Here is a 24,696-nt window from a genome sequence, read left to right as displayed (position 1 = left end):
CGGACCGCTCCGGGCGGGGCAGGACTCCGCGAGACGGTCTTCGGCGACCCTGCGGAGCCCACCGCGGCGAAGCCCTCGCCGCCCTGCACCGGCCGAGGAGGCCATCGTGGCCCGCCGGGACGGGCGGCTCGGCGCGAGCGATAGCGCGACACCGGCACCGGCCATGCCCGCCGTGCTGTTCCTCGCGAGGGCGGCGAGCCCGGAAAAACCGCCCGCGAGCGTGACCGATACGCCTGCGCCGCGACGCCGATCAGGCGGTTTCCGTATGGACACCGACATGGCCGCCGACGTCCCCGCCGACCAGAAGACCGCCGCCTCCCACGTCGCGGCCCAAGCCCTGCACGGCATCGAGACGGGCCTGCCCGAGATCCTCGCCGACCCGACCAGCCGGTACGTCAAGCAGAGCCTGGCCACCACACCCCAGGCGTACGCGGGCTGAGCCTCCCGCCTGGCGTGCCTCGCGCGCGGTCACCCTCGCGGCCCCGAAGAACCCGGCACCGATCGTGGGTATCAGGCACGAGCACGGCCTCGCCGAGCGCACGGCCGACCGCGAACTGCCGCCCATGGCCAGAGCCCGGGACTCGGCGCCCCCGTGGTCCCCGCTCGGCGGCGGACCGCCCACCGGAAAGTACCGCCGCGGCACCCATGGGCGCCTGACCCACCTGGGCACGGTCGTGCGCACCGAGAGCGCCGGCCGGAAGACCGCCGTCGCCGACACAGTCCCGGCCATCGCCCAGGAGACCGGCGTGCCGCCCGCGAGTGGCGGTGATCTGAAGGGCCGACGCGGCCGAGAATGCCGTACCGCGCCCCAGCCGGAAGATCCACAGAATGTCCCGCACTGGGAGAAATCGCCCAAGGACGGAAAACCCCGCCCTCCCGCCGACGGGAGAAGGAACGGAGAGGACGATGAAGGCATTCCTCATCGACAAGTACGGCGGCCCCGCCGAAATGCGCGCCGTCGAGGTACCCGAGCCGCAGGTGGGCGCCGAGGACGTCCTGGTCGAGATCCGGGCGGCGGGCGTGAACCCGCTGGACGTCAAGCTCCGCGACGGGGCCTTCAAGACGTTCCTGCCCTACCGTCTCCCGCTCCTCCAGGGCAACGACCTCGCGGGGACGGTCATCGGGGTCGGCCCGGCCGTCACCCGCTTCGCGGTGGGTGACGAGGTCTACGCCCGGCCCGACAAGGACCGCATCGGCACCTTCGCCGGACGTCTCGCCGCCCACCAGGACGACCTGGCACCCAAACCGGCCGCCCTCACCATGCCCGAGGCCGCCTCGCTCCCCCTGGTCGCCCTGACCGCATGGCAGGCGCTGGTCGAGCGGGCACGCGTGCGGCCGCGCCAGAAGGTCCTCGTCCACGCGGGCGCCGGCGGCCTCGGCTCCGTCGCCGTCCAGCTGGCCAAGGCACTGGGCGCGCACGCGGCCACGACCGCGAGCGCCGCCACGGCCGATCTGGTCGAGGCGCTCGGCGCGGACGAAGTCATCGACTACCCCACCCAGGACTTCACCGAGATCCTCGACGGCTGCGACGTCGTCCTCGACAGCCTCGGCGGCGACAACCTGGCCAGGTCCCTGCGGATCCTCAAGCCCGGCGGCATCGCCATCAGCGTCGCGGGCCCGCCCGACCCGGCCTTCGCCCACGAACTAGGCAAGGTCGTCGTCGCGATGGCGTGTCGGCGGGAACGAGCCGGCGCACCCGTCGCCTCCGACGGCGAGAGAGGATCCCGCACGCCCCACTCCCCCGCGCCGGCCCCGGCGTCGTACGCGAACACGCCGACCCGTTCCGTCGCGGCGCGCGGCGTGGACCTCGTCCTCCGGCGGCCCGGCCCGGCCCGGACGGCACACCACTGATCCTCCTCAGCCGCCTGGCCTCGGTCCAGGGAAGGGGGCGGCGGGCCGGAGGACGACGGCCGGGCCGCCGCCCGGCATGCGCCGGGGCGGCGCGTCGCCCCACAGCGGGGCGAAGGGCGCTCGCCACGGTCCCTAGCGGGTCGCGGAGGCCGCGATGGCCGCTCGGTACCAGTGGTAGGACGTCTTGGGGGTGCGCGTACCGGTCGCGAAATCGACGTGCACCAGGCCGAAGCGCCTGCTGTAACCGAAGGCCCACTCGAAGTTGTCCAGGAGCGACCACGCGGTGTAGCCGCGCAGGTCGACGCCGTCCGCGATGGCGGCGGTGGCTGCTTGGAGGTGGCTTTCCAGGTAGGCGATCCGGTCCGTGTCGTGCACGGTGTCGTCCGCGGCGGGGGTGTCGTCCTCGGCGGACCCGTTCTCCGTGATGTAGAGCGGCGGGAGGAGGGTGCCGTAACGGTCGCGGAGGGACACCAGGAGGTCCCTCAGGGCGTCGGGGACGACGGCCCAGCCCATGGCGGTGTGGCGGACGCCCGGGTGGGCCACCCCTTCGAAACGGTTGTCCATCGCGGTGCGCAGGGCCGGGTCAGGCTCGTGCCAGGGCGCCGCGCGCACCGTGGACGGCGTGTAGTAGTTGAGGCCGAGGAAGTCCATCGGGGCGGAGACGAGCGCGAGGTCGCCCTCGCGGCGGAAGTCCTGGCGCTCGATCAGCTCTCCGAAGGTGTCCGTCTCGCCGGGTGCGTAGCGTCCCGTCAGCAGCGGGTCGGTCCATATGAGGTTGCGCTGGGTCTCGGCGCGCAGGGCGGCCGCGGCGTCGGCAGGGTCCGGCGTGGCCGGGCGGACCCGGTCGAGGTTGAGGGAGATGCCCGCTTCCCGGACCCCGGCGGCGCGCAGGGCGCCCATGGCCAGGCCGTGGCCGACCAGGAGGTGGTGGGCCGCGGCAAGCGCGGGCGTCCCCCCGCACGCTCCCGGAGCGTGCTCGCCGTTCGCGTATCCCAGGAAGGCGCTGCACCAGGGCTCGTTCAGGGTGATCCACCGGGCTACGCGGTCCCCGAGCTTCTCCGCGACCAGGGCCGTGTACTCCGCGAAGCGCTCGGCCGTGTCCCGGGACCGCCAGCCGCCCCTGTCCTCCAGGGGCTGGGGAAGGTCCCAGTGGTAGAGGGTGACGACCGGCTTGATGCCGGCCTCCAGCAGGTCGTCGACCAGGCGGGCGTAGAAGTCGAGCCCCCGGGCGTTCACCGGACCCGAGCCCGACGGCTGGACGCGCGGCCAGGCGACGGAGAAACGGTAGGTGGACACCCCGAGGTCCGCGAGGAGGGCCACGTCCTCCCGATGCCGGTGGTAGTGGTCGCAGGCCGTCTCGCCGCTGCTGCCGTCCGACACTGCGCCGGCGTGCCGGGAGAAGGTGTCCCAGATCGACGGCCCACGCCCGTCCTCCTGTGTAGCGCCCTCGATCTGGTAGGCCGACGTGGCGGCACCGAATTCGAAGTCGGGCGGAAAGACCGGGAAGTCGCTCACGGAAAGGGAGACCTCTCGTGCGGGGGATGGATGACAGGTACGAGCATGAAGGAATTCAGCTGCTCGGTCCAGGCATGACCGGTCGGGGAGGAGTGGTTTTACTAAACCTCGGCTTAACCGGGAAGGCTCTACTGGACAACGATGTCAGGACTGGGCAGAGTGACCTTCGCAGTTGCGGCCGGGCTGTCACGGAGAGGCGGAGCGCGAGGGTCTGCGGAGCGCGAGGGTCTACGGAGCACCGACACAGTTCCGCGCCGCCCGTTGTACGACGACCGCGCCCCGCCGCCGGCCCGGCCACCCCGTTCCGAGGAGAAGCCCTTCCCATGCCGTACGCCGACCTGCCCCTCGACCACCCGGCCGCCCGGGACGAACCCCCGGCCGAGCCGGCCGGCTTCGACGCCTTCTGGTCCGAGTCCCTGCGGACGGCCCGCGAGGCCGGACGTGCTCCGGAGGTCCGTCCCGTGCGGGACTCCCCCCTTCTCACCCTCGACACCTACGACGTACGGTTCTCCGGCTGGGGCGGCCACCCTGTCGCCGCCTGGCTCGTCCTCCCCTCGCAGGCCGAGGAACCGCTGCCGACGGTGATCACCTACCTCGGATACAGCGGCGGACGCGGCCTGGTGACCGACCACCTCCTGTACGCCTCCGCCGGCTACGCCCAACTCGTCGTCGACAGCCGCGGCCAGGGCCACGACACCCCCGACCCCCACCTGGACGCGGGCCCCCACTGGGTGCACGGCTATATGACCCGGGGCGTCGAGGATCCACACAACCACTACTACCGTCGCCTCGTCACCGACTGCGTCCTCGCCGTCGACGCCGCGCGCTCCATCCCCCACGTCGACCCGGACCGGATCGTCGTCCAGGGCGCGAGCCAGGGCGGCGGGCTCGCCCTCGCCGTGGCCGGCCTGGCCGGCGACGACATCGCCGGCGCCCTCCCCGACGTGCCGTTCCTGTGCCACATCCGCAGGGGTGCCGAGACCGCGACCGAAGGCCCGTACACGGAGATCGTCGACTACCTGCGCCGGCACGCCCCCCACGCGGCCGAGCGGGCCTTCAGGACCCTCGCCCACTTCGACGGCATGCACTTCGCGCGGCGGGCGACGGCTCCCGCCCTGTTCAGCGCCGGACTGATGGATCCCGTCTGCCCGCCGTCGACCGTGCTGGCGGCCTACCGGAACTACGCGGGCGAGAAGGACATCAGGGAATGGCCCTTCGCCGACCACGCGGGCGGAAGGGGCGCCACGGCCGTCGAGCACCTGCGCTGGCTGCGCCTGCGGGGACTCGCCCCCACGGAGCGCTGACGCACGTACGGCATTCTCGGGAGCGCCACCGTCGCCGTCCGCTCGGACGACTCCCACCTCCGCAACCTCACCGTCCCCAACGACTTCGACGAGGCCGCCCATCAGTCCCTGAAAGGCCATCAGGCGGTGGCACTGCTCACCACGGGCGACAGGATCGTGCTGGACAGTCCCCTCATCACTGGCGACCAGGACACCCTGAAGCTGGAGACGGCGGCGAAGGACAAACCCGGCCGCGTCTACACGCCGGCTCCGCGGCCCGCCACATGAACCCATGCTGTTCAAGGGAACGCCGACGCGCGGGGCCCGTTCGGCCCGCGCGTCGGCATGCGGGCGGTGATCCGCGACCCGTTGGGGCGGTCAGTCGTCGAGGGCGTCCATGACCTTGCCGAGGTCGACGAACTTGAAGTTGGTCGAGTCGCGGTCGCCGTCGCCAGGGGCGTCGTGTCCGTCCTGGACGACGAGGAGGCCGTTGGGGTACTTGGAGCCGAGCGGGGCGTTGAGGACGGCGGCGCCGTCGCACTCCTCGGAGCCGTCGAGGGTGTCGTTCGCGGCGGTGACCCGGAAGCCGCCCTCGTACTCGTTGGCGTCCTCCAGCTCGCGGTCGTAGGCGGCGAAGGTGTTGTCGCCCTGGCTGGAGGCGAGGATGTAGCCGTCGCCGTCGGACTCGGTGAGCAGCGTCAGGCCCTCGACGTCCGCGGAGATCTTCGTGCCGCCGAAGCCGGGGTCGGTGCCCGGCGTGCACTCCTCGGTCTCCTCGTCGTAGACGCCGGGGACGCCGTACTCGCGGACCTTGTCGATCAGCTTCGGCGTGCCGGTGAGGTCGGCGCGCATCCGCCAGACGCCGATGTCCTCCTGGCCGGCGTAGAGCATGCCGTTGGCCGGGTCGACGACCATGCCCTCGACCTGCGGCAGCTCGCCGGGCTCGCCGCACGGGGACCACGAGGTGCCGTCGGGCACCCGGAAGGAGGAGGGCAGGTCAAGGGTGCGGAGCTTGCGGTAGGTGACCTTGCCCTCCGCGGCCGGCAGCAGTTCCAGGAGGGCGATGCTGGTGCGCTCGCGGCGGCTGACCAGGGCGTAGGACTTCCCGGTCGCGGGGTCCGTCCAGGTCGCCAGGCCGTAGGAGGTCTGCTGGTCGTTGATCTCGGCCTGGTCCCGGGAGAACACGGGCGGCGCGGCCGGGTCGGTGACGTCGGTCAGCGGACCGCCGGCGCGGTCACGGTCGATGCGGTAGAAACGCAGCCGGTCGTGGCCCCGGTCGCTGGTGACGGCCAGGTCGGCCTTCCCGGAGGAGAGGCGCAGGCCGTGGACGAGGTCCACGTTGTTGAATCGGCCGGGGGCGTCGTCCTCGCCCGCGGCGGGGGGCGCGGCTATCGACTGCACCAAGCGGGCGTCCAGGTCGTAGACGCGCAGGCCGCCCTCCTTGGCAGTGGCGACGACGAGGCTGCGGCCGGGGGCGGCGGTGTTGCGCCAGATGGCCGGGTCGTCCGCGTCGGCGTTGCCGCCCTCGTCGTCGTCGTGCAGCACCGGCGTCTCCGCACGGGGGGTCACGGCGGGCAGGGTGTCGGCGTATGCGCGGTGCTGGGCCTCGGCGGGCACGGCCAGTGCCGCCGCCGCGAGAGCCGTGGTCACGGTCAGCACGGCTGATCGGACGATGGTGGAGCGATTCACGCAAAACTCCTCTGCAGGGGGGTGGTTGGACCTGCGAGAGCCTGGTGCCGGAGTGTGTCCGTACGGCAGCGGCCGCGCGGCGGGTAACACCGGACTCCGGTGTACACGCGGTGAACGATCACATGTCGTGCGTCACAGAGGCCCGTCGCAGGGAGGGGCTCGCTCGCGACCCGTGCCCGGCGACCCCGGCGTGCGTGCCCGCCGTCCTTCCCGTGGGCACAGGCGGGCCGCGGCCGACCCGATCGACGGGTTTCATCACGGTTTCACGCACTCGCCTCGTGGACGTACCGTCCTCGCCCCTCGCGGGGACGTTGGATGGATCCCGATCTTCGCCACTCCCGGGACCACGCCGCCCTTCACCCCAACTCACTTGGTGGACTTGACCAGTTCGCCCGGCAGGCGCATGCCGCCCGTGGACGTCGAGCAGGAGAGAGACCCATGGGCGACCGGAGGACATGCGATCGTTCCGAATCCGTCGCAGCAGCGGCATGCCACTGCTGGGCGGTGCGCGCCCGCCCGTCTCCGTGCTGTCGGCCCTTCTGCTGTCGCGGGCGGCCTTCGCCGCGCTCGGCCTGGGCCGAGCGGGCCACGACGAGGTGCCCGAGGCCGTACGCGCCTCTCAGCAGCACGTCGCCGAGGACACGGCCCTCGCGATGCGCGCCTCGCTCGACGAGAGCGTGACCGACCTCGAACGCGTCGCGGCGCTGTTCAACGCCGGGCCGCGGTCGCTCCAGTCGACTGCCGTGACGTATGACTCGAACATGGTGCGCCGGACGCTCGTGTCCGTGTGACGAAGCTCGTCCTCGGGGACGGGGACGAAGTTACGGCTCAGCCACGCTTCACTGATCGTTCGCACGGTCAGGTTCGTGGCCAGCGTTCGAAACGCGCCTCGTCCGGCGCAGGCCCTTCGTGGGTCGTCCTGTCCGAACGGTGCAATTCAGACAGCGACCTTCGTGACCTCGTCGAGGCCGTCGCGGAGGCCTGGCACCGCCCTTATGGTGGCCGCGTGCACTCCAGGAGCAAGAACTATGGTGTCCCACCACATACGCCCCTGACCTGCCCCTTCCTACGGTATGGCGACACCGAAACGTCCCCGTACCTGCTTGGAAGTGGTGCACATGGCCGCCGCAACACCCTCCCCTACGCCACCCAACTCCCTCAAGAAGATCGTCGCCGCCAGTCTCATCGGCACCACCATCGAGTGGTACGACTTCTTCTTGTACGGGTCCGCCGCGGCGCTCGTGTTCAACAAGCTGTTCTTTCCCGACTCCGATCCGCTCGTCGGGACCCTGCTGTCGTTCCTGACGTACGCGGTCGGGTTCGCCGCGCGGCCCCTCGGGGCGCTGGTGTTCGGGCACTACGGGGACCGGCTCGGGCGGAAGAAGCTGCTGGTCCTCAGCCTGCTCCTGATGGGTGGGGCGACGTTCGCCATCGGGCTGCTGCCGACCCACGCGACCATCGGTTCCGCCGCTCCGGTGCTGCTGACCGTGCTGCGGCTCGTGCAGGGCTTCGCGCTCGGTGGCGAATGGGGCGGGGCCGTACTCCTCGTGTCCGAACACGGGGACGCCAAGCGGCGCGGGTTCTGGGCCTCGTGGCCGCAGACCGGTGCGCCGGCCGGGCAGTTGCTGGCGACCGGTGTGCTCTCCGCGCTGACCGCGCTGCTCTCGGACGACGCCTTCGTCTCCTGGGGCTGGCGCGTTCCCTTCCTGCTCTCCGGTGTCCTGGTGATCGTCGGCCTCTGGATCCGGCTCTCGGTCGACGAGTCACCCGTCTTCAAGGCGGCGCTCGCCGCCGCCGAGGAGCGCAAGGCGGTCGCCGGACAGGTCGAGAAGATGCCGCTGGTCGCCGTGTTGAGGCACCACTGGCGTGACGTCCTGATCGCGATGGGCGCCCGCATGGCGGAGAACATCTCGTACTACGTGATCACCGCGTTCATCCTCGTGTACGCCACCACCGAGGTCGACCTCTCCAAGCAGACCGCCCTGAACGCGGTCCTCATCGCCTCCGCCGTCCACTTCGCCGTCATCCCCGCGTGGGGCGCGCTCTCCGACCGGATCGGCCGTCGGCCCGTCTACCTGATCGGCGCGATCGGTGTCGGGGCGTGGATGTTCCCCTTCTTCGCCCTCATCGACCGGGGCTCCTTCGGCAGCCTGCTGCTCGCGGTGACCGTCGGGCTGATCCTGCACGGCGCGATGTACGCCCCGCAGGCCGCCTTCTTCTCGGAGATGTTCGCGACCCGGATGCGCTACTCCGGTGCTTCCATCGGCGCCCAGTTCTCCTCCGTGGCCGCGGGCGCGCCCGCCCCGCTCATCGCGACCGCTCTCCTCGCCGACTACGGCAACTCGACCCCGATCGCCCTGTACGTGATCGCCGCCGCGCTGCTCACCGTCGTCGCCATCGTCTGTGCCCAGGAGACCCGCGACCGCGACCTCGGGGAGATCGAGGAGCGGACCCCCGCGGACTCCCACGTCCACGCCGACGTCTGATCCACGGACCCGCTCACCCGGTTCGGGCTCGGCACCACACAGCCCCGTGCCCCGCTCCTCGCGAGCGGGGCACGGGGCTTTCCGTGCTCCCTACTTCCCTGTGACCGCGTCCGCGAGCGCGTGCAGGCGCAGCGCCAGCTGGATCTCCAGGGCGCGGGACGGGGACTGCCAGTCGGGGCCGAGGAGCCGGCCGACCCGTTCCAGGCGCTGCGCCACCGTGTTGACGTGCACGTGGAGTTCGTCCTTGGTACGGGCCGGGCTCATGCCGCTCGCGAAGTAGGCGTCCAGGGTGCGGACCAGGTCGGTGCCCCGGCGCCGGTCGTACGCGACGACCTGGCCGATCGTCCGGTCGACGAAGCCGTCGATGTCCCGGCCGTCGGCGAGCAGGAGGCCCAGGAAGCCGAGGTCCTCGGCGGCGGCGCCCTGGCCCGCGCGGTGCAGCAGGACGAGCGCGTCGAGGCAGCGGCGGGCCTCCTCGTACGCGACGGCCACCTGGTCCGGTCGGTCGAGGGGTGCCCGTACGGGGGCGGACGCGCCGACGGTGACCGGTTCGCGCAGGGTCCCGCCGAGGCTCCGCGCGGTCTGTCGGGCGAGGTCGGCGGCGCTCTCGCCGGGGCCGAGCGGCAACAGCAGGACCGTACCGCCGTCGCGTGCCGAGGCGAGTCCGTGGCGGGTGGCGGCCAGGTGGGTGGCCGCGGACCACAGGCGCTGCCGGTCGGCTCCCTCGCGGCCGGCGGCGTCGGGGTCGGCCGGGCCGCCGGCCCGGTCGATCCGGGCGGCGAGCACGACGTGCGGGGCTTCGCTGTCGGTACGGAGCCGGGCGGCGCGCTCCCTGAGCAGGCGGCGGTCCCGGTCGGGTGCGTCGAGGAGGTCGTCGAGGAGTTCGCCCCGTACCCGCTGCTCGGCCTCTCCCGCGGAACGGCGGGCGAGCAGCAGCAGGGAGGTGACGAGGGCGGCGCGCTCCAGGGTGCGCTGGTCGACCGGGTCGAGGTCGGGTTGTCCGCGGAGGACCAGGCTGCCCAGGGTCTCGCCGCCTGCGGAGACCGCGGCCACCCAGTCCTCGCCCTCGCGGACCGCGTGGCCACCGGCGCGGCGGGCGGCTCCGGCGCCCTCCTCGCTGAACTCGACGGTGCCGCCGAGCACTTCGGAGACGGCCTCGGCCACGTCGTGGACGCCGCCGCCGTGCAGGACGAGTTCGGAGAGCCGGTCGTGGACCTCGGAGGCCCGTTCGATGACGCCGCTGTGTTCCCGGATGATGCCGTTGGCTCGTTCCAGCTCCGCGAGGGCGGAGCGGGTCTCGGCGAGGAGGTTGGCCGTGTCGATGGCCACGGCGGCGTGCGCGGCGAAGGAGCCGAGCAGCGCGACCTGTTCGCGCTCGAAGACCCTGGCCCTGCGGTCGGCGGCGAAGAGGACGCCGATGACCTGGCTGCCGAGGCTGAGCGGGACGCCGAGGATGGCGACCAGGCCCTCGTCCCGTACGGCAGCGTCGATGGTCCGGGTGTGCTGGAAGCGCGGGTCCTCGAAGTAGTCGTCGGTGACGTACGGGCGGGCCGTCTGGGCGACGAGACCGCCGAGCCCCTCCCCCATGCCCAGCCTGACCTGCTGGAAGCGTGCGGAGACCGAGCCCTCGGTGACCCGCATGTACGTGTCTCCGGCGGCCGGGTCGTTGAGGCTCAGATAGGCGACCTCGGTGCCGAGGAGGGAGCGGGCGCGCTGGACGATGGCGCGCAGGACCGCGTCGAGGTCGCGGAGTCCCGCGAGGTCGTGCGCGGTGGCGAAGAGTGCGGACAGCTCCGCCTCGCGGCGCCGCCGCCCCTCCAGCTCGGCCCGGACGCGCAGGGCGAGCTGCTTGGCCTCTTCGAGCTCGGCCAGCGCCTCGGGGCCCGCGCCGCTCGCACGGGCGAGGAGCACGGGCCGGTCGTAGGCCTCCGTGGCGGCTCCCCGGGCGAGGAGCTCCAGGTAGGACACGTGTTCGTGGGACATGGACACAGGGATACCTGCCGAACGTGTGGTCGCACCACCCCTGTGGACAACCTTCGCCGGGACGTTCAGTGCGCGGTCCAGCCGCCGTCGAGGGTGAGGGAGGTGCCGGTGATGAACGAGGCCGGGGGCGTGCAGAGGTAGAGGACGGCCTCGGCGACCTCCTCCGGTTCGATGAGCCGCTTGAGCGCCGAGTCCTTCAGGAGGACCTCGGAGAGGACCCGCTCCGGGGGGATGCCGTGGGCCGCGGCCTGGTCGGCGATCTGCCGTTCGACGAGCGGGGTACGCACATAGCCGGGGTTGACGCAGTTGGAGGTCACCCCGTGCGGGGCTCCTTCGAGGGCGGCGGTCTTGGAGAGGCCCTCCAGGCCGTGCTTGGCGGCCACGTACGCGGACTTGAAGGGGGAGGCGCGCAGCCCGTGGACCGAGGAGAGGTTGACGATGCGGCCCCAGCCCTGGGCGTACATGTGCGGCAGGGCGCCCCGGATGAGCCGGAAGGGGGCCTCCAGCATCACCGTGAGAACGGTGTGGAAGACGTCGGGCGGGAACTCCTCGATGGGGCGGACGAGCTGGAGTCCGGCGTTGTTGACGAGGATGTCGGCGCCGGCCGCGGCGGCCTCCGCGGCGTCCAGGTCGGTGAGGTCGAGGAGCCGGGGTTCGAGGCTTCCGGGGAGCGCGGCGGCCTCCTCGACCAGCGTCTCCAGGCCCTCGGAGGCCCGGTCGACGGCTCTGACCCGGGCCCCCGAGGCGACGAGCCGCAGCGCGCAGGCGCGCCCGATGCCGCCGGCCGCGCCGGTGACGAGCGCGGTGCGGCCGGTGAGGTCGAGGACGACGGCACGGGTCTGGGCTGCGGGTGCGGCTGCCGCCACGGATGCGGGTGCGGGTCTCATGCTCCGCACCCTATGAAGGGGCTCCGCCCCCACCGATGTGTGCCGAGCCCATAGTTCAGCTGGTTGCTGTGGAGTGGAACCATGTGGGTTCGTCGGCCAGCGCCTTCTCGATCCGCAGCCGGGAGAAACGCTTCAGCTCCGGCAGGTCGTCCACGTCGAACCAGCCGACCTCGGTGGACTCGTCGTCGTTGACCCGTGCCTCGCCGCCCACCGCACGGCAGCGGAAGGACACGTCCATGAACTGGCACTCGTCGCCGTTGGCGTAGACGACGGGCTTGTGGAGGGTCTCGACGAGCACGATCCGCTCGACCTCGCAGCGCACCGCGGTCTCCTCGTACACCTCGCGCACCGCGCAGTCGGCGGGCTGCTCGCCGGGGTCGACGATGCCTCCGATGACCGCCCACCGGCCGTTGTCGGAGCGCCGGCCGAGCAACACCCGGCCCTGGTCGTCGAAGACGACGGCGCTCACTCCGGGGAGGAAGAGGAGCTGGTGCCCGGCTGTCTCGCGCAGGGCCCGGATGAAGTCAGGGGTAGCCATGGATTCGACCCTAGATCATGTACGGGCGGCGGTCGGAGGATGCCGGGGATGGGGGCCGGGCCCGGCTCACTCCGCCCGCGTGCCGCGCCGGGCCCGTACCGAGCGGAACGCCGCCCAGCCGATGCCGGCGGCCCCGAGCGCCACGAGCAGGGCCTCGGGCAGGGTGCCCATCCGGGTCGCCGGGGTCAGCGAGGAGCGCAGCGGCACCTTCTCGACCAGGACGTCCGGGGTGAACATCTTCGTCTGCGCGACGATCTCGCCGTCGGGACGGATGACCGCGCTGACCCCGCTGGTGACCGGCACGACCACCGACCGGCTGTGCTCGACGGCCCGCACCCGGGACATCGCGAGCTGCTGGTAGGTCATCTCGCTGCGGCCGAAGGTGGCGTTGTTGCTGGGGACGGAGATGAGCTGCGCGCCGTGGGTGACGGTGTCGCGCACGGCCCAGTCGAAGGCCGCCTCGTAGCAGGTGGCGAGGCCCACCTTGGTCCCCGCCAGATCGAAGACGCCGATCTTCGTGCCGGCGCCGAAGTCCCGGCTCACCCGGTCGACGTTGCTGTTGAAGAGGCGGACGACGGACCGCATCGGAATGTACTCGCCGAACGGCTGGACGTGCCGCTTGTCGTAGGCGGCGACCGGGCCGCGCTCCGGGTCCCATGCGATGAGGGTGTTGCGGAGCTTGCCGGTCTCGGGGGCGACGACCGCGCCGATCACGGTCGGTACGCCGATCGCCCGGACCGCTCCGTCGATGACGTCGGCGGCGTCGGCGTTCGCGTACGGGTCGATGTCCGAGGAGTTCTCGGGCCACAGGACGAAGTCGGGCTGCGGTGCGCGGCCGGCCTTGACGTCCTCGGCGAGTTCACGGGTGCGGGCGGCGTGGTTGTCGAGCACGGCCCGGCGCTGGGAGTTGAAGTCGAGGCCGAGGCGGGGCACGTTGCCCTGGACGGCGGCGACGGTGGCGGTGCCGTCCTCGGCCGCGTCGTCGACGAGGGGCAGGGCCGCGAGGGCGCCGCCGACCGGGACGAGCACGGAGAGCGCGGCGACGACGAGCGGACCACGGGGGACGGCGCCGGTGGCCCGGTACGCCCGGACCTGCCGGTACGCCTCGTACAGGCCGAAACCGCAGAGGGCGACGGCGAAGCCGAGCACCGGGGTACCGCCGACGGCGGCGAGCGGCAGGAAGACCCCGTCCGCCTGCCCGAAGGCGATCTTGCCCCAGGGGAAGCCGCCGAAGGGCACGCGCGCGCGTGCCCCTTCCCCGATGATCCACACCCCGGCGGCGAAGACCGGCCACCACGGGAGCCGGGAGACGGCCGCGATGCCGAGTCCGGCGGCGGCGACGAAGAGGGCCTCGACGGCGGCGAGGGCGAGCCAGGGCCCGGCGCCGACCTCCTCGCCGGTCCAGACGAGGAGCGGCAGGAGGAAGCCGAGCCCGGCGAGGTAGCCGAGGCCGAACCCGGCCCGGAGGCGGCGGCCCCGCAGGGCCCAGCCGAGCAGGGCGAAGGCGGGCAGCGCGAGCCACCACAGGGGGCGCGGCGGGAAGCTCAGGTAGAGCAGGAACCCGGACAGCAGAGCCGCGCCGGGCCGCACGAACCGCCGCAGCCGGGAACCCGGCGTGGGTGCGGTGTCGGTTCCGGACGGGTCGACGGGGGTGATGGTGGCGCTCACCCTGCGGAGTCTACGGGTCGTTCCTGTCGGCCAGGAGGGCGGCAGGGACCCGGACGGACCCCGGTGACCTGCCAGGACGTACCGCGGGTGTACGGCACGGGGCGCGCGCTCGCGTGGCCTCTCCGGCCTCAGACGCCCGTCGCCGCCGGCGGTCCCGGTGGGGTCGGGGGGCGGAGGTGGTCGCGGATGACGCGTACCGCGGATTCGGCGTCGTCGACGGTCACCGTGAACGTACGCCCGTCGCCGAGGCGGAGGACCAGGCCCTCGCCGCGCCTGACGACCACGGCCGTGCCCTTCTCGGGGCGCCAGCGGTAGCCCCAGCCGCCCCAGTGGCGCGGGGTGACGCTCGGTGCGAAGTCCGCGCCGACGACGTGGGAGAGGAGGATGCGGCGGCGCGGCAGGCCGATGTGGCCGCAGCGGACCTCCATGGCGAGGTCGTCGACCTTCACGGCCACATGGACGAAGGCGAGTGTGCCGAAGAGGACGAGCAGTCCGGCGGCGACGCAGCCGATGACGGCCATCAGGAGGGCCGCGATGCCGGAGGTCCAGGGCGATTCCACGGCGATGGTGATGCCGAGGGCCATGAAGGCGGCACCGGCGGCGGCCGCCACCCACTGGAAACGGTTGGTGGCGCGGCCGGTCCAGACGACGGGTCTGCGCTCGTCGGCGTGCTGGTTCCGGGCGTGCTCCCTCATAGAGGGAGAGTACCCAGGATCGGCCGGGACAGCGCGCCGGAGCGAAGCCGCCCGCGCACGCTCAGTGAGCGGGTGCGATCGCCCCGAGGATCCGGCCCTCGGCGTAGCCGAGAGCGAGGGCGGGGAGCGGTCCGGGGCGTCCGCTGAGCAGGACGGAGAGGCCGCCGGTGGGGTCGGCGTCGGGGGCCGGTTCGGCGCCGATGCGGCGCAGCGCCTGGGCGGCGACGGCGTCCGCGGAGCCGTGGAAGACCAGCGGGGGCAGTCCGGGTGCGCGGCGGGCTTCGAGGGCGGCGACGATGCGCTGCTCGACCAGTTCGTAGTGGGTGCAGCCGAGGACGACGGCGCGGACGTCCCGGGGGGTGAGCGCGGCGGCCGCGGCGACGGCCCGGTCCACGGCCTCCGCGTCGGCGTGCTCCACGGCGTCCGCGAGCCCCGGGCAGGGCACTTCGGTGACCTCGGCGCCGTCGGCGAAGTCGCGGATGAGCCCGCGCTGGTAGGCGCTGCCGGTGGTGGCCGGGGTGGCCCAGATGGCGACCTTGCCGCCGCCCGCGGCGGCGGGCTTGATCGCGGGCACGGTGCCGATGACGGGGATGTCCGGTTCGAGGGCGGCGCGCAGGGCGGGCAGGGCGTGCACGGTGGCGGTGTTGCACGCCACGATCAGCGCCTGCGGGCGGTGTTCGGCGGCGGCGAGCGCGACGGCCAGGGCGCGCGCTGTGAGGTCCTCGGGGGTGCGCGGCCCCCACGGCATGCCGTCGGGGTCGTTGGAGAGGAGCAGATCGGCGTCCGGCCGGAGCCGCCGCACCGCGGCCGCCGCCGGGAGGAGGCCGATTCCGGAGTCCATGAGCGCGATCTTCACCCGGTCACCCTAGCCGATGAGCCTTACATCCCCCGCGATCTGGGGCAGACTGCCGCGAATGAGCACCCTCGCCTGGTTCGCGCTCGGTTCCTCGGCCGTCTGGGGCTGGCTGCTGCTGGGCCAGGGGTTCTTCTGGCGGACGGACCAGCGGCTGCCGTCGACCGCCCGGGGCCACGCGCGCGGGGACGGGGACACCGCGGGTGCGGAAACCGCGCCCCGGTGGCCGCGTGTGGTCGTCGTCGTACCGGCGCGGGACGAGGCGGGGGTGCTGCCGCTGAGCCTGCCGTCGCTGCTCGCCCAGGACTATCCGGGTGTCGTCGAGGTGATCCTCGTGGACGACGGGAGTACGGACGGCACGGGGGGACTCGCCGTCGAACTGGCCGGCCGGCACGGGGGGCTGCCGCTGACCGTGGTGTCGCCCGGTGAACCGGAGCGGGGCTGGACGGGGAAGCTGTGGGCGCTGCGGCACGGCATGGCGCTGGCACGCGCGCGTGGACCCGAGTTCCTGCTCCTCACCGACGCGGACATCGCCCATGAGCCGGACAGTCTGCGGCTGCTGGTGTCGGCGGCGGTGGGGAACGATCTGGATCTGGTGTCGCAGATGGCCCGCCTCCGGGTCGCGAGCCCCTGGGAGCGCCTGGTCGTGCCGGCGTTCGTCTACTTCTTCGCGCAGCTCTACCCCTTCCGGTGGATCAACCGGGCGCGGCCTCTGGCGACGGCGGCCGCGGGCGGCTGTGTGCTGCTGCGGACGGAGACGGCGGTGGCGGCGGACGTCCCGGAGGCGATCCGGCAGGCGGTGATCGACGACGTGTCGTTGGCGCGGGCGGTACGGCGGGCCGGCGGGCGGATCTGGCTGGGGCTCGCGGAGCGGGTCGACAGCGTCCGCCCGTACCCGGGGCTCGGGGAGCTGTGGCGGATGGTCGCGCGGAGCGCGTACGCGCAGCTGCGGCACAACCCGTTGCTGCTCGCGGGGACGGTGGCCGGTCTCGTACTCGTCTATCTGGTACCGCCGGTGGCACTGGTGTCGGGTGTGCTGGGTGGGGACCCGGTGGCGGCCTGGGCGGGTGGTGCGGCCTGGGCCGTGATGGCGGGGACGTACGTGCCGATGCTCCGCTACTACCGGCAGCCGCTGTGGCTCGCTCCGCTGCTGCCGTTCACCGCGTTCCTCTATCTCCTGATGACGGTGGACTCGGCGGTACGGCACCACCGGGGCGCCGGGGCGGCCTGGAAGGGCCGGACGTACGCGCGCCCGGAGACGGCCCCGGACCGGTGACCGACGGCTGATCCCGTGCGGGTTCTGGACGACTCGTGCCGCGAGGGTCCGGGCGTATCATCGGCGCGCCCCCTTCGTACTCCCGCGCGCCCGACCGACGAGCGCGGCTGAAAAGACGGCAGAACACCTGTGAGCTCCACGTTGATTCGGCTGATCGAGCCCTCCGACGCCCCCGCACTCGCCGAGATGCTCTCCCGGGACAAGCAGGCGTACGCGCGCTGGATGCCGTCGAAGCCCCCGGAGTTCTACACGCCCGACGGACAGGCCTCGGTCATCGCAAATCTCCTGAATTCCCATGGCGACGGGCTCGCGTGGCCCGGTGTCGTGGTCTCCGACGGGACCGTCATCGGCCAGATCACCCTCACGATCCTGCGCGGCCCGTTCCAGAAGGCATTCCTCGGCTACTGGGTCTCCTCTCTCCACCAGGGACTCGGGCACACGAGCCGTGCCGTCGGCCTCGCGGTGCGGGTCGCCGCGGACGAGCTGGGCCTGCATCGCCTGGAGGCACACACCCAGCTGGAGAACCACGCGTCCCAGGCGATCCTCCGCAAGCACGGATTCCGTTCCTGGGGCATCGCCCATGAGCACTTCTACGCCGACGGCGCGTGGCGCGACGAAGTGTTCTGGGAAAGAAAACTTGACGACGCCGACGTCGCCCTTTGTAGCGCGCCCGCCACTTCTTGTTAACAGGGCAGCGCCGCGCTGGGAAAACCCCCGCCGCCAACGCAGGCTTTGACGGCGTTTTGGCAGGTCAGGCGAGCAAAACCAGCGTAAAACGGATGACCCGGAGATTGGGACTCCCCAACCGGCACATCGTGGGCTTAACTTATGGCCATGACCTCCCCCCGCTCCTCCTATGGAGGCGGTTACCACACCGCGCCGTCCTTCCCGGACACCCCGATCTACGACTCCCTGGTCGCGGAGCGGGGCACGCCTCAGATCGCCCCGATCCGAGTGCCCGCCGCCTACGACACCGGCAGCAACTTCTCCGCGAGCGGCTCCTACCTGCCGGCGCTCCCCTCGGCGCTGCCCGCCCTTCCGGCGGCGCCCACCCCGCAGCCGTCCTACGGCGGCGGCTACGGATACCCGCAGCCCTCGCAGCAGATGGCCCCTGTGCCCCTGCAGCACGCCCCCGCCCCCTACATCCCGCAGCAGCAGGCGGCCCCGCGTGGCTACCAGGGCGGTCAGTACCCGCAGCAGCCCCGCCCCGCGGCCGCGGGGTACGAGGCGATGCGTCCGGCGGCGCCCCGGCCCGCCCCCGCGCCGGTGCATGCCCCCGCGCCGTACGACGACCCGTACAACCGTCCCTACCAGGGCGGGGGTTACTGACGGGCGTAAGGCACCGGGCCGCATCACCAGGCCACAGCAGGCCGCACCGGACCGCGGGGGGTCCGGAGCGGCTGGCAGGATGACCGTATGTCGACTCCTGTGCTCAGCTCCGTCCACGTCCACCCGGTGAAGGCCATGCGCGCGCTGGCTCCCACGGAGGCCGAGGTCCAGCCCTGGGGGCTGGCCGGGGACCGCCGCTGGGCCGTCGTCGACGCCACGGCCAAGGTCGTGACCCAACGCCGTCACCCTCGGATGGCGTTGGCCACGGCGGAGCCGCTGCCGGGCGGCGGCATCAGACTGTCCGCGCCCGGCCGTCCGCCCCTGACGGTCGAGGTGCCGGACCCCTCCACCACCGACCCGTCCACCATCACCGTGGAGATCTTCGACAAGCCCGTCGAAGCCGTCCCGGCCGACGCCGCGGCGGAGGGCTGGCTCTCGGCGTACCTGGAGGGCGACTTCCGGCTCGTCCACATGGACGCGCCCGAACACCGGCGCCCGGTCGACCCGGCGTACGCCCTGCCCGGCGAGACGGTGAGCTTCGCGGACGGCTATCCGCTGCTCGTCGCCACCACGTCCTCGCTCGACGCCCTCAACTCCCTCATCGCGCAGGGCGACCACGCCCACGAGGGCCCCCTCCCGATGAACCGGTTCCGGCCCAACCTGGTGATCGAGGGGACCTCCCCCTGGGCGGAGGACGGCTGGACGCGGCTCGCCGTCGGAGAGGTCACGTTCCGGGTCGCCAGGCCCTGCGGGCGCTGTGTCGTCACCACGACGAACCAGTTCACCGGCGAGCGGGGCAAGGAGCCGCTGCGGACCCTCGCCCAGCACCGCAAGAACGACGGCCGGGTCATCTTCGGCCAGAACCTCGTCCCCGAACACACCGGCACGGTCCGGGTCGGCGACGAGGTGAAGGTCCTCGACTGAGCGGCCCGGGGCCGATCGACGGGCGAACGGGCGGAGCTCGGGGCACACTCGTCGGAGGAGCGGTGGACGACGAGGGGGTCCCGACGTGCGCGCAGCCATCGGACTCTGGCGCTGGCGGCACAATTCCCTGCGCCGGACCACGGATCTCGCCGAGGCCTGGGTCGCCTTCGTGTCGGTCGTACTCCTCTGTGTCGTGGTGCCGCTGACCGGCTGGGCGGCCGGCTCCTCGGCCGACGACTCGCTCCAGCGCGCGGTCCGTACGCAGCAGGAACAGCGCGTGCCGACGACCGCTCAGGTGGTACGTCCCGCCGCGGGCGGCCCGGAGGCCGCCGACGAGGCCGGGGAGGAGCGGCTGCGCCGCCAGGTCGTGGCCCGGTGGACGGCGCCCGACGGCTCGGCCCGTACGGGAACGGTGACGACGGTCCCGCGGACGTCCGCTCCCGGCGCCACCTTCGCGCTCTGGACGGACCGGGACGGACGCCCGGTGCCACCGCCGCTGCAGGCCGGGTCGGCCCGCGCGCACGCGGCCGTCGCCGGTCTCACGGCAGCGCTGCTCACGGGTCTTCTGGTGGAGATCGTCCGGCGCCTGGCCGTACGCCGGCTCGTGCTGCTGCGGTACGCGCGTCTCGACCGGGCGTGGGCGGCGACCGGCCCGGACTGGGGCCGCACCGGAACGGGCAGCTGAGCCCGTACGGGTGCTCGCCGCGACCCGTCAACCCCGTGGCCCCACGCGCGCTACGGTGGGGCATCGGTTCAGCGGCGAGGCATGAGGCGGGGGCAGGACACACCCATGGCACAGGGCACGGTCCAGGTGACGCACACCGGCACATCGCGGTGGCGGCGCCGCACGGGTGATTACCCCTCGCTGGCCGCCGCCCTGGAGGCCGCCGGGGATGGGGACGTGCTCACCGTCGCTCCTGGCACCTACCGGGAGAACCTCGTGGTGCGCAGGGCCGTCACCCTGCGCGGCCCCGAGGGCGGCATCGGCTCGGTGCGCATCGCGCCGCCGGACGGGGTGCCGCTGACCCTCCGCGCCTCCGTCACCGTGCAGGACCTCCACATCGAGGGGCAGGACGTCGCCGCGCCGGCGCTGCTCGTCGAGGACGGCACGCCCGAGCTTCTCGATCTGCGGATCATGACGCGCTCGGCCGCCGGGATCGAGGTGCGGGGCGCGGCCCGGCCGACGGTCCGGCGCTGCACGGTCGACAACCCGGCCGGGGTCGGCATCGCCGTACTCGACGGAGCGGGCGGGGTGTTCGAGGAGTGCGAGGTGGTCTCCGCGGGGCAGGCGGGCATCTCGGTGCGCGGCGGGGCGCATCCGCGTCTCGAGCGCTGCCGGGTGCACCACGCCTCCGGCGCCGGGATCGCCGTGACCGGCGAGGGCAGCGCCCTGGAGGGCATCGGCTGCGAGGTGTACGAGATCAAGGGCGCCGGTCTCCAGATCGCGGCCCGTGCCACCGCCCACCTCACGGACTCCTCCGTGCACCGCACGTCGGCGGACGGCATCACCCTCGACACCGACGCGGTGCTCACGCTCTCGGACTGCGACATCCACGACGTCCCCGAGAACGCCGTCGACCTGCGTTCGCGTTCGGTCCTGACACTGACCCGGTCGACGGTCCGCCGCTTCGGCCGCAACGGTCTTTCGGTGTGGGACCCGGGGACCCGGGTGGACGCCAACCAGTGCGAGATCCACGACAGTACGGGCGACTACCCGGCGGTGTGGGTGAGCGACGGGGCGACGGCCGTCCTCGACGCCTGCCGGGTGCACGACGTACCGGACGCGCTGTTCGTCCTCGACCGGGGTTCGCGGGTGGACGTCGTCGACAGCGACCTGTCGCAGGTGCGGAACACGGCCGTCTCGGTGAGCGACGGGGCGACGGCGCAGCTCGACGACTGCCGGATCCGGGAGGCCTCGACGGGCGCCTGGTTCCGCGACCACGGCAGCGGCGGCACGCTCGCCGGCTGCACCATCGACTCCGTACAGACCGGGGTCATCGTCACCAAGGGCGCCGACCCGACGATCGACCGGTGCACGGTCACCTCGCCCGCCGAGGCCGGCTTCTACGTGTCCGCTGAGGGGCGCGGCTCCTTCCACGGCTGCCGGGTCACCGGCAGCGGCGGTTACGGGTTCCACGTCACGGACGGCTGTCGGACCACGCTGCGCAAGTGCCGTACGGAGCGGTGCGCGCGCGGCGGGTACGAGTTCCCGGAGGAGGGGACGAGCGCCGAGGACTGCACCAGCGACGAGAGCGCGGTCCGCTCCTCCGTACCCGACGGGGGGACGGTCCTGACGGCCACCCGGTCGGCGGGGCTGCTCGGTGCGGTGCCCGCGCCGCGCCCCACGGGGGCCGTACCGCAGGGCGTACCTCAGGCCGCTCCGGAGCCCGTACCCGCGTCCCGTTCCTCGCAGGACGTGCTCGGGGAGCTGGACGCCCTGGTGGGTCTGGAGAGCGTCAAGCTGGAGGTGCGCACCCTCACCAACATGATCGAGGTGGGGCGCAGGCGTCAGGAGGCGGGGTTCAAGGCGGCCTCGGTCCGCCGTCATCTGGTGTTCACGGGTAATCCGGGCACGGGAAAGACGACGGTGGCGCGGCTCTACGGCGAGATCCTGGCCTCGCTCGGTGTCCTGGAGCGGGGGCACCTGGTGGAGGTGTCCCGGGTGGATCTGGTCGGTGAGCACATCGGGTCGACGGCGATCCGTACCCAGGAGGCCTTCGACCGGGCGCGGGGCGGGGTGCTGTTCGTCGACGAGGCGTACGCCCTGTCGCCGGAGGACTCGGGGCGTGACTTCGGCCGGGAGGCGATCGACACGCTGGTGAAGCTGATGGAGGACCACCGGGACGCGGTGGTCGTCATCGTCGCGGGCTACACGGCGGAGATGGAGCGCTTCCTCACGGTCAACCCCGGTGTGGCGTCCCGTTTCTCACGGACCATCACCTTCGGCGACTACGATCCGGACGAGCTGCTGCGGATCGTCGGGCAGCAGGCGGACGAGCACGAGTACCGGCTCGCCCCGGGCACGGACGAGGCTCTGCTCGTGTACTTCGAGAAGCTGCCCAAGGGTCCTGCCTTCGGCAACGGCCGTACGGCGCGGCAGACGTTCGAGTCGATGGTGGAGCGGCACGCGGGGCGGGTCGCCGCGCTCGCCGAGACGAGCACGGACGACCTGACGCTGCTCTATCCGGAGGATCTTCCGGAACTCCCCTGATCGGCCGTCTCGTTGGGGTCGCGCTGCCGGGGAAGCGCGGGCAGAAGCTGGTCGAGGAGGGCGGTGCGCCGGAGGGCGAACGCCGGGTCGGCCTGGTAGTCGGAGTGGCCGAGGATCGGTTCGGGCAGCGGGTGGCGGCGGGTGCGGCCGTAGGCGACCGGGTCGAGCAGGACGGCCGCGTCCACGGCGGGCCGGCCGTCCTCCGCGGGGACCCGGACGGGTCCGCCGATGGGGTCGGTGGCGCGGTACAGGTTGTTCCAGCAGTGCACCGTACGGTGCAGGGCGCGCAGCGCCTCGGGGCCGAAGTAGGCGGGGAACCAGCGTCCGTAGAGCCGCTCCAGGGGTGAGCCGTACGTGAGGAGCGCGACCCGGCCCCGGGTGGCGGGCGGCAGCTGCCAGACGGCGGCCGCGGCGAGGACGCTGCCCTGGGAGTGCCCGGAGATGACGAGCCGGCCGCCGGTGCTCCGGGTCCAGGAGCTCATCCGCCAGGTCAGGTCGGGGACCGCCCGCTCGGCGTAGCAGGGCGGGGCGAAGGGGTGGGCGGCGCGCGGCCAGAAGGTGCCGACGTCCCAGAGGATGCCGATGGTGCGGCGGGCGGAGGCGTCCCGGTAGGCGCGGCGGCCCCAGGTGACGAAGAGCAGGAAGCCGAAGCCGATCATCCAGGAGCCGAGGGCCTGGGTGGCGGAGGCGAGCGACGCGACGGCGGGGTGGGCGCCGTCGAAGGCCTGTCCCGGAACGTTTCCGCTGGCCCAGGCCCCGGCGACGGAGACGGCCCCGAGGAACAGGGTGGCGCCGGAGACGACGCCGACGAGGACGGGCGCGGAGTCGGTGAGCGCGGCGCGCGCCCGGCCGGACGCGATCTGTCCCGTACGGACCGGGTCGCGTTCGTCGGCGGAGTCGTAGTCGGCCTCGACGGTGGCGCGCAGTCGCCGGGCGGTGAGCACGGTCCGTACGGCGAGGAGGGCGGCGGGGGCGAGGAGCAGCAGGAGCAGGACGGGGATGACGGACGCCTGCCAGCTGAGCAGGACGGGCGGGCCGATCCGGGGGCCGCCGTGGGCCGCGCCGGGACCGTCGAGCCAGTCGGCGACGCGTTGGGCCACTCCCCCGGACATGACTCCGGCGAGGGCGCAGGCGAGCATGGCGACGGCGGGGCCGCCGAGGCCGCGCAGCGCGGTCCGGGGGTGTCGGCCGGGTCGCTGGAGCAGCAGGGCGACCACGCCGAGGGCGACGACGAGGGCGCCCTGGACGAGGGTGAGGGCGCCGAAGACGGCGTCGCCGGGGAGGGCGCCGGCGGACGTCCAGCCGGGGCGGTACCAGCCGGCGTACAGGGCGGTGAGCGCGAGCAGGGCGAGCGAGACGGCGGGCAGCCAGGAGACGAAGGCGCGTTCGACGCGGAGGTCGAGGCGGCGCTCGCTGCGGCCGCGGCGGCAGACGACCCAGACGACGAGAACGGAGAGGGCGACGACGGCGGCCCGGAGGAGCAGGCCGATGACGGCGCCGGCCTCGGCGCCGGGGGTCGTGGCGTCGTGCCGTGCGGTCGCCGTGACGAGGGCGGCGGAGACGGTGAGGAAACCGGCGGCGGTGTGGGCGGCCCTGAGGCGGGCGACGAGCCGGCGGCCGTACCAGAAGCCGGGGCGGCCGAGGGCGGGCCGCTGCTCGACGGGATCGGGGAAGGGGTCCGCGGCGGCCGGCGTCGCGGTGCCTGGCATGTTGGCGCCGGTCGGCTGTGACTCCGCGGTCACGATGCCGGTCGGCTGTGTCTCTGCGGTCGCGGTGCCGGTCGGCTCCATGGGGGCGTCGTAGCCGGTGGGCGGGCGCTGGGCCTCGTACGCGCTCCAGGTCCGGTTCGACAGGTACCAGAGGAGGCCGACGAGCGCGGCCGGCACCAGGGCGGCGACGGCGAGGCGGCGGCCCGGCAGGGACCACCAGCCGCCGCGGTCCGCGGAGAGGAAACCGAGCCAGGAGTACGTGTCGGCGCAGGCGGCGGTCCCGGCGCACTGCCAGGCCGTCAGGTCGAGCGCGACCTCGCAGGCCGCGGCGGTCAGGAGGACGGTGAGGGTGAGGGCGACGAGCCGGACGAGGACCCCGTACAGGCGGACGAGCTCCTGGCGGCCCCGGGAGGGCGGGCGCATCCAGTGCGCCAGGTTGGCGACCATGAACGGCAGGAGCAGCAGCCATAAGGCGCGGGCGCCGTCGCCCGAGGTCAGATTGGACCAGACGTACGCCTCCGGGACCGGGCGTGCCGCGTACCGCTCGGGGTGGGCCTCGGCGTCGATGTCCTCGGCGCGCCGGTGCATGGCGGCGGTCCGGTCGCCGGTGATCCGTACGGTCCTGGGGTCGTCGAGCATGTCCTGGGGGGTGGCTCCGCCGACTCCGTGGACGAGGAGTTCGAGCGCCGCGCCCCCGCTCTCCGGGGCGGGTGTGGCAGGGGACACTGAGGGGACTTCCTCTCAGGGTGGGAAGATGCGACGTCGGCAACAGGATCGCGGACGGACGTGCACCTGCGCA

20 protein-coding genes and 1 pseudogene are annotated in these 24,696 nt (G+C 73.2%); 12 read left to right on the top strand and 9 right to left on the bottom strand.

What is annotated here, in order from left to right:
* Positions 1-265 precede the first annotated feature (265 nt).
* Positions 266-439: pseudogene (locus ACIRB7_RS10515) on the top strand (short-chain dehydrogenase); the annotation flags it as partial.
* 467 nt (positions 440-906) lie between these two features.
* Positions 907-1,851, top strand: a complete 945-nt coding sequence (locus ACIRB7_RS10510) for an NADP-dependent oxidoreductase (protein WP_403595292.1) — start codon at positions 907-909, stop codon at positions 1,849-1,851.
* Between the two features lie 132 nt (positions 1,852-1,983).
* Here ACIRB7_RS10510 and ACIRB7_RS10505 read toward each other — a convergent pair whose 3' ends face one another.
* Positions 1,984-3,366 carry a GH1 family beta-glucosidase gene (locus tag ACIRB7_RS10505; protein WP_403595290.1) on the bottom strand — a complete coding sequence of 461 codons (1,383 nt, stop codon included), beginning with the start codon at positions 3,364-3,366 and terminating at the stop codon, positions 1,984-1,986.
* Between the two features lie 323 nt (positions 3,367-3,689).
* On the opposite strand from ACIRB7_RS10505, the gene ACIRB7_RS10500 reads away from it, so the two are divergent.
* Positions 3,690-4,670, top strand: coding sequence for an acetylxylan esterase (locus ACIRB7_RS10500; RefSeq protein WP_403595289.1), 981 nt, complete (start codon positions 3,690-3,692; stop codon positions 4,668-4,670).
* A gap of 126 nt (positions 4,671-4,796) precedes the next feature.
* A complete protein-coding gene (locus tag ACIRB7_RS10495) occupies positions 4,797-4,937 on the top strand; it encodes a hypothetical protein (RefSeq protein ID WP_403595286.1) in 141 nt (46 codons plus the stop codon).
* Positions 4,938-5,027: 90 nt separating this feature from the next.
* Here ACIRB7_RS10495 and ACIRB7_RS10490 read toward each other — a convergent pair whose 3' ends face one another.
* The gene (locus ACIRB7_RS10490; protein WP_403595284.1) at positions 5,028-6,338 is read right to left on the bottom strand and encodes a phytase; all 1,311 of its coding nucleotides are present in this window, start codon (positions 6,336-6,338) and stop codon (positions 5,028-5,030) included.
* Between the two features lie 455 nt (positions 6,339-6,793).
* Between ACIRB7_RS10490 and ACIRB7_RS10485 the strand changes: the two genes are divergently transcribed.
* Positions 6,794-7,129, top strand: a complete 336-nt coding sequence (locus ACIRB7_RS10485) for a hypothetical protein (RefSeq protein WP_403595282.1) — start codon at positions 6,794-6,796, stop codon at positions 7,127-7,129.
* A 327-nt stretch (positions 7,130-7,456) separates the two neighbouring features.
* Positions 7,457-8,824 carry an MFS transporter gene (locus ACIRB7_RS10480; protein WP_403595279.1) on the top strand — a complete coding sequence of 456 codons (1,368 nt, stop codon included), beginning with the start codon at positions 7,457-7,459 and terminating at the stop codon, positions 8,822-8,824.
* Between the two features lie 90 nt (positions 8,825-8,914).
* On the opposite strand, the gene ACIRB7_RS10475 is transcribed toward ACIRB7_RS10480, so the two are convergent.
* The 6 genes from ACIRB7_RS10475 to ACIRB7_RS10450 all read right to left on the bottom strand — a co-directional run bounded on the left by ACIRB7_RS10475 (position 8,915) and on the right by ACIRB7_RS10450 (position 15,451).
* Positions 8,915-10,807 (bottom strand): helix-turn-helix domain-containing protein, encoded by a 1,893-nt coding sequence (locus tag ACIRB7_RS10475; RefSeq protein WP_403595277.1) that lies wholly within the window; start codon positions 10,805-10,807, stop codon positions 8,915-8,917.
* A 65-nt stretch (positions 10,808-10,872) separates the two neighbouring features.
* Entirely contained in the window at positions 10,873-11,694 is an 822-nt protein-coding gene (locus ACIRB7_RS10470) for a 3-hydroxybutyrate dehydrogenase (RefSeq protein ID WP_403595274.1), read from the bottom strand.
* Positions 11,695-11,749: 55 nt separating this feature from the next.
* Entirely contained in the window at positions 11,750-12,232 is a 483-nt protein-coding gene (locus tag ACIRB7_RS10465) for an NUDIX hydrolase (RefSeq protein ID WP_403595271.1), read from the bottom strand.
* Between the two features lie 66 nt (positions 12,233-12,298).
* Positions 12,299-13,900: an apolipoprotein N-acyltransferase gene (lnt, locus tag ACIRB7_RS10460; RefSeq protein WP_403595270.1), complete on the bottom strand. Its 1,602-nt coding sequence runs from the start codon at positions 13,898-13,900 to the stop codon at positions 12,299-12,301.
* 128 nt (positions 13,901-14,028) lie between these two features.
* Complete coding sequence (locus ACIRB7_RS10455; protein WP_403595267.1) at positions 14,029-14,595, bottom strand: hypothetical protein; 567 nt, start codon at positions 14,593-14,595, stop codon at positions 14,029-14,031.
* 61 nt (positions 14,596-14,656) lie between these two features.
* On the bottom strand, positions 14,657-15,451 hold the full coding sequence (locus ACIRB7_RS10450) for a glutamate racemase (RefSeq protein WP_403595264.1): 795 nt from the start codon (positions 15,449-15,451) through the stop codon (positions 14,657-14,659).
* 58 nt (positions 15,452-15,509) lie between these two features.
* On the opposite strand from ACIRB7_RS10450, the gene ACIRB7_RS10445 reads away from it, so the two are divergent.
* The 6 genes from ACIRB7_RS10445 (at position 15,510) to ACIRB7_RS10420 (ending at position 22,188) form a co-directional block, all read left to right on the top strand.
* Complete coding sequence (locus ACIRB7_RS10445; protein WP_403595261.1) at positions 15,510-16,724, top strand: glycosyltransferase; 1,215 nt, start codon at positions 15,510-15,512, stop codon at positions 16,722-16,724.
* A gap of 129 nt (positions 16,725-16,853) precedes the next feature.
* A complete protein-coding gene (locus ACIRB7_RS10440) occupies positions 16,854-17,411 on the top strand; it encodes a GNAT family N-acetyltransferase (RefSeq protein ID WP_403595258.1) in 558 nt (185 codons plus the stop codon).
* Between the two features lie 147 nt (positions 17,412-17,558).
* A complete protein-coding gene (locus ACIRB7_RS10435; RefSeq protein ID WP_403595256.1) occupies positions 17,559-18,053 on the top strand; it encodes a DUF6643 family protein in 495 nt (164 codons plus the stop codon).
* Between the two features lie 87 nt (positions 18,054-18,140).
* Positions 18,141-18,977, top strand: coding sequence for an MOSC domain-containing protein (locus ACIRB7_RS10430; protein WP_403595254.1), 837 nt, complete (start codon positions 18,141-18,143; stop codon positions 18,975-18,977).
* A gap of 85 nt (positions 18,978-19,062) precedes the next feature.
* Positions 19,063-19,662 carry a hypothetical protein gene (locus tag ACIRB7_RS10425; protein ID WP_403595251.1) on the top strand — a complete coding sequence of 200 codons (600 nt, stop codon included), beginning with the start codon at positions 19,063-19,065 and terminating at the stop codon, positions 19,660-19,662.
* Positions 19,663-19,767: 105 nt separating this feature from the next.
* The gene (locus ACIRB7_RS10420) at positions 19,768-22,188 is read left to right on the top strand and encodes a right-handed parallel beta-helix repeat-containing protein (protein WP_403595248.1); all 2,421 of its coding nucleotides are present in this window, start codon (positions 19,768-19,770) and stop codon (positions 22,186-22,188) included.
* Here ACIRB7_RS10420 and ACIRB7_RS10415 read toward each other — a convergent pair.
* A complete protein-coding gene (locus ACIRB7_RS10415; protein WP_403595245.1) occupies positions 22,158-24,623 on the bottom strand; it encodes a hypothetical protein in 2,466 nt (821 codons plus the stop codon). The two genes, ACIRB7_RS10420 and ACIRB7_RS10415, sit on opposite strands and share 31 nt — an antisense overlap.
* Positions 24,624-24,696 lie beyond the last annotated feature (73 nt).

The sequence above is a fragment of the Streptomyces sp. NPDC093795 genome, assembly GCF_044764665.1.
GTDB lineage: Bacteria > Actinomycetota > Actinomycetes > Streptomycetales > Streptomycetaceae > Streptomyces.
Note: the sequence above shows the minus strand (reverse complement) of the source record. Positions and strands in the feature narration are given on the sequence as shown.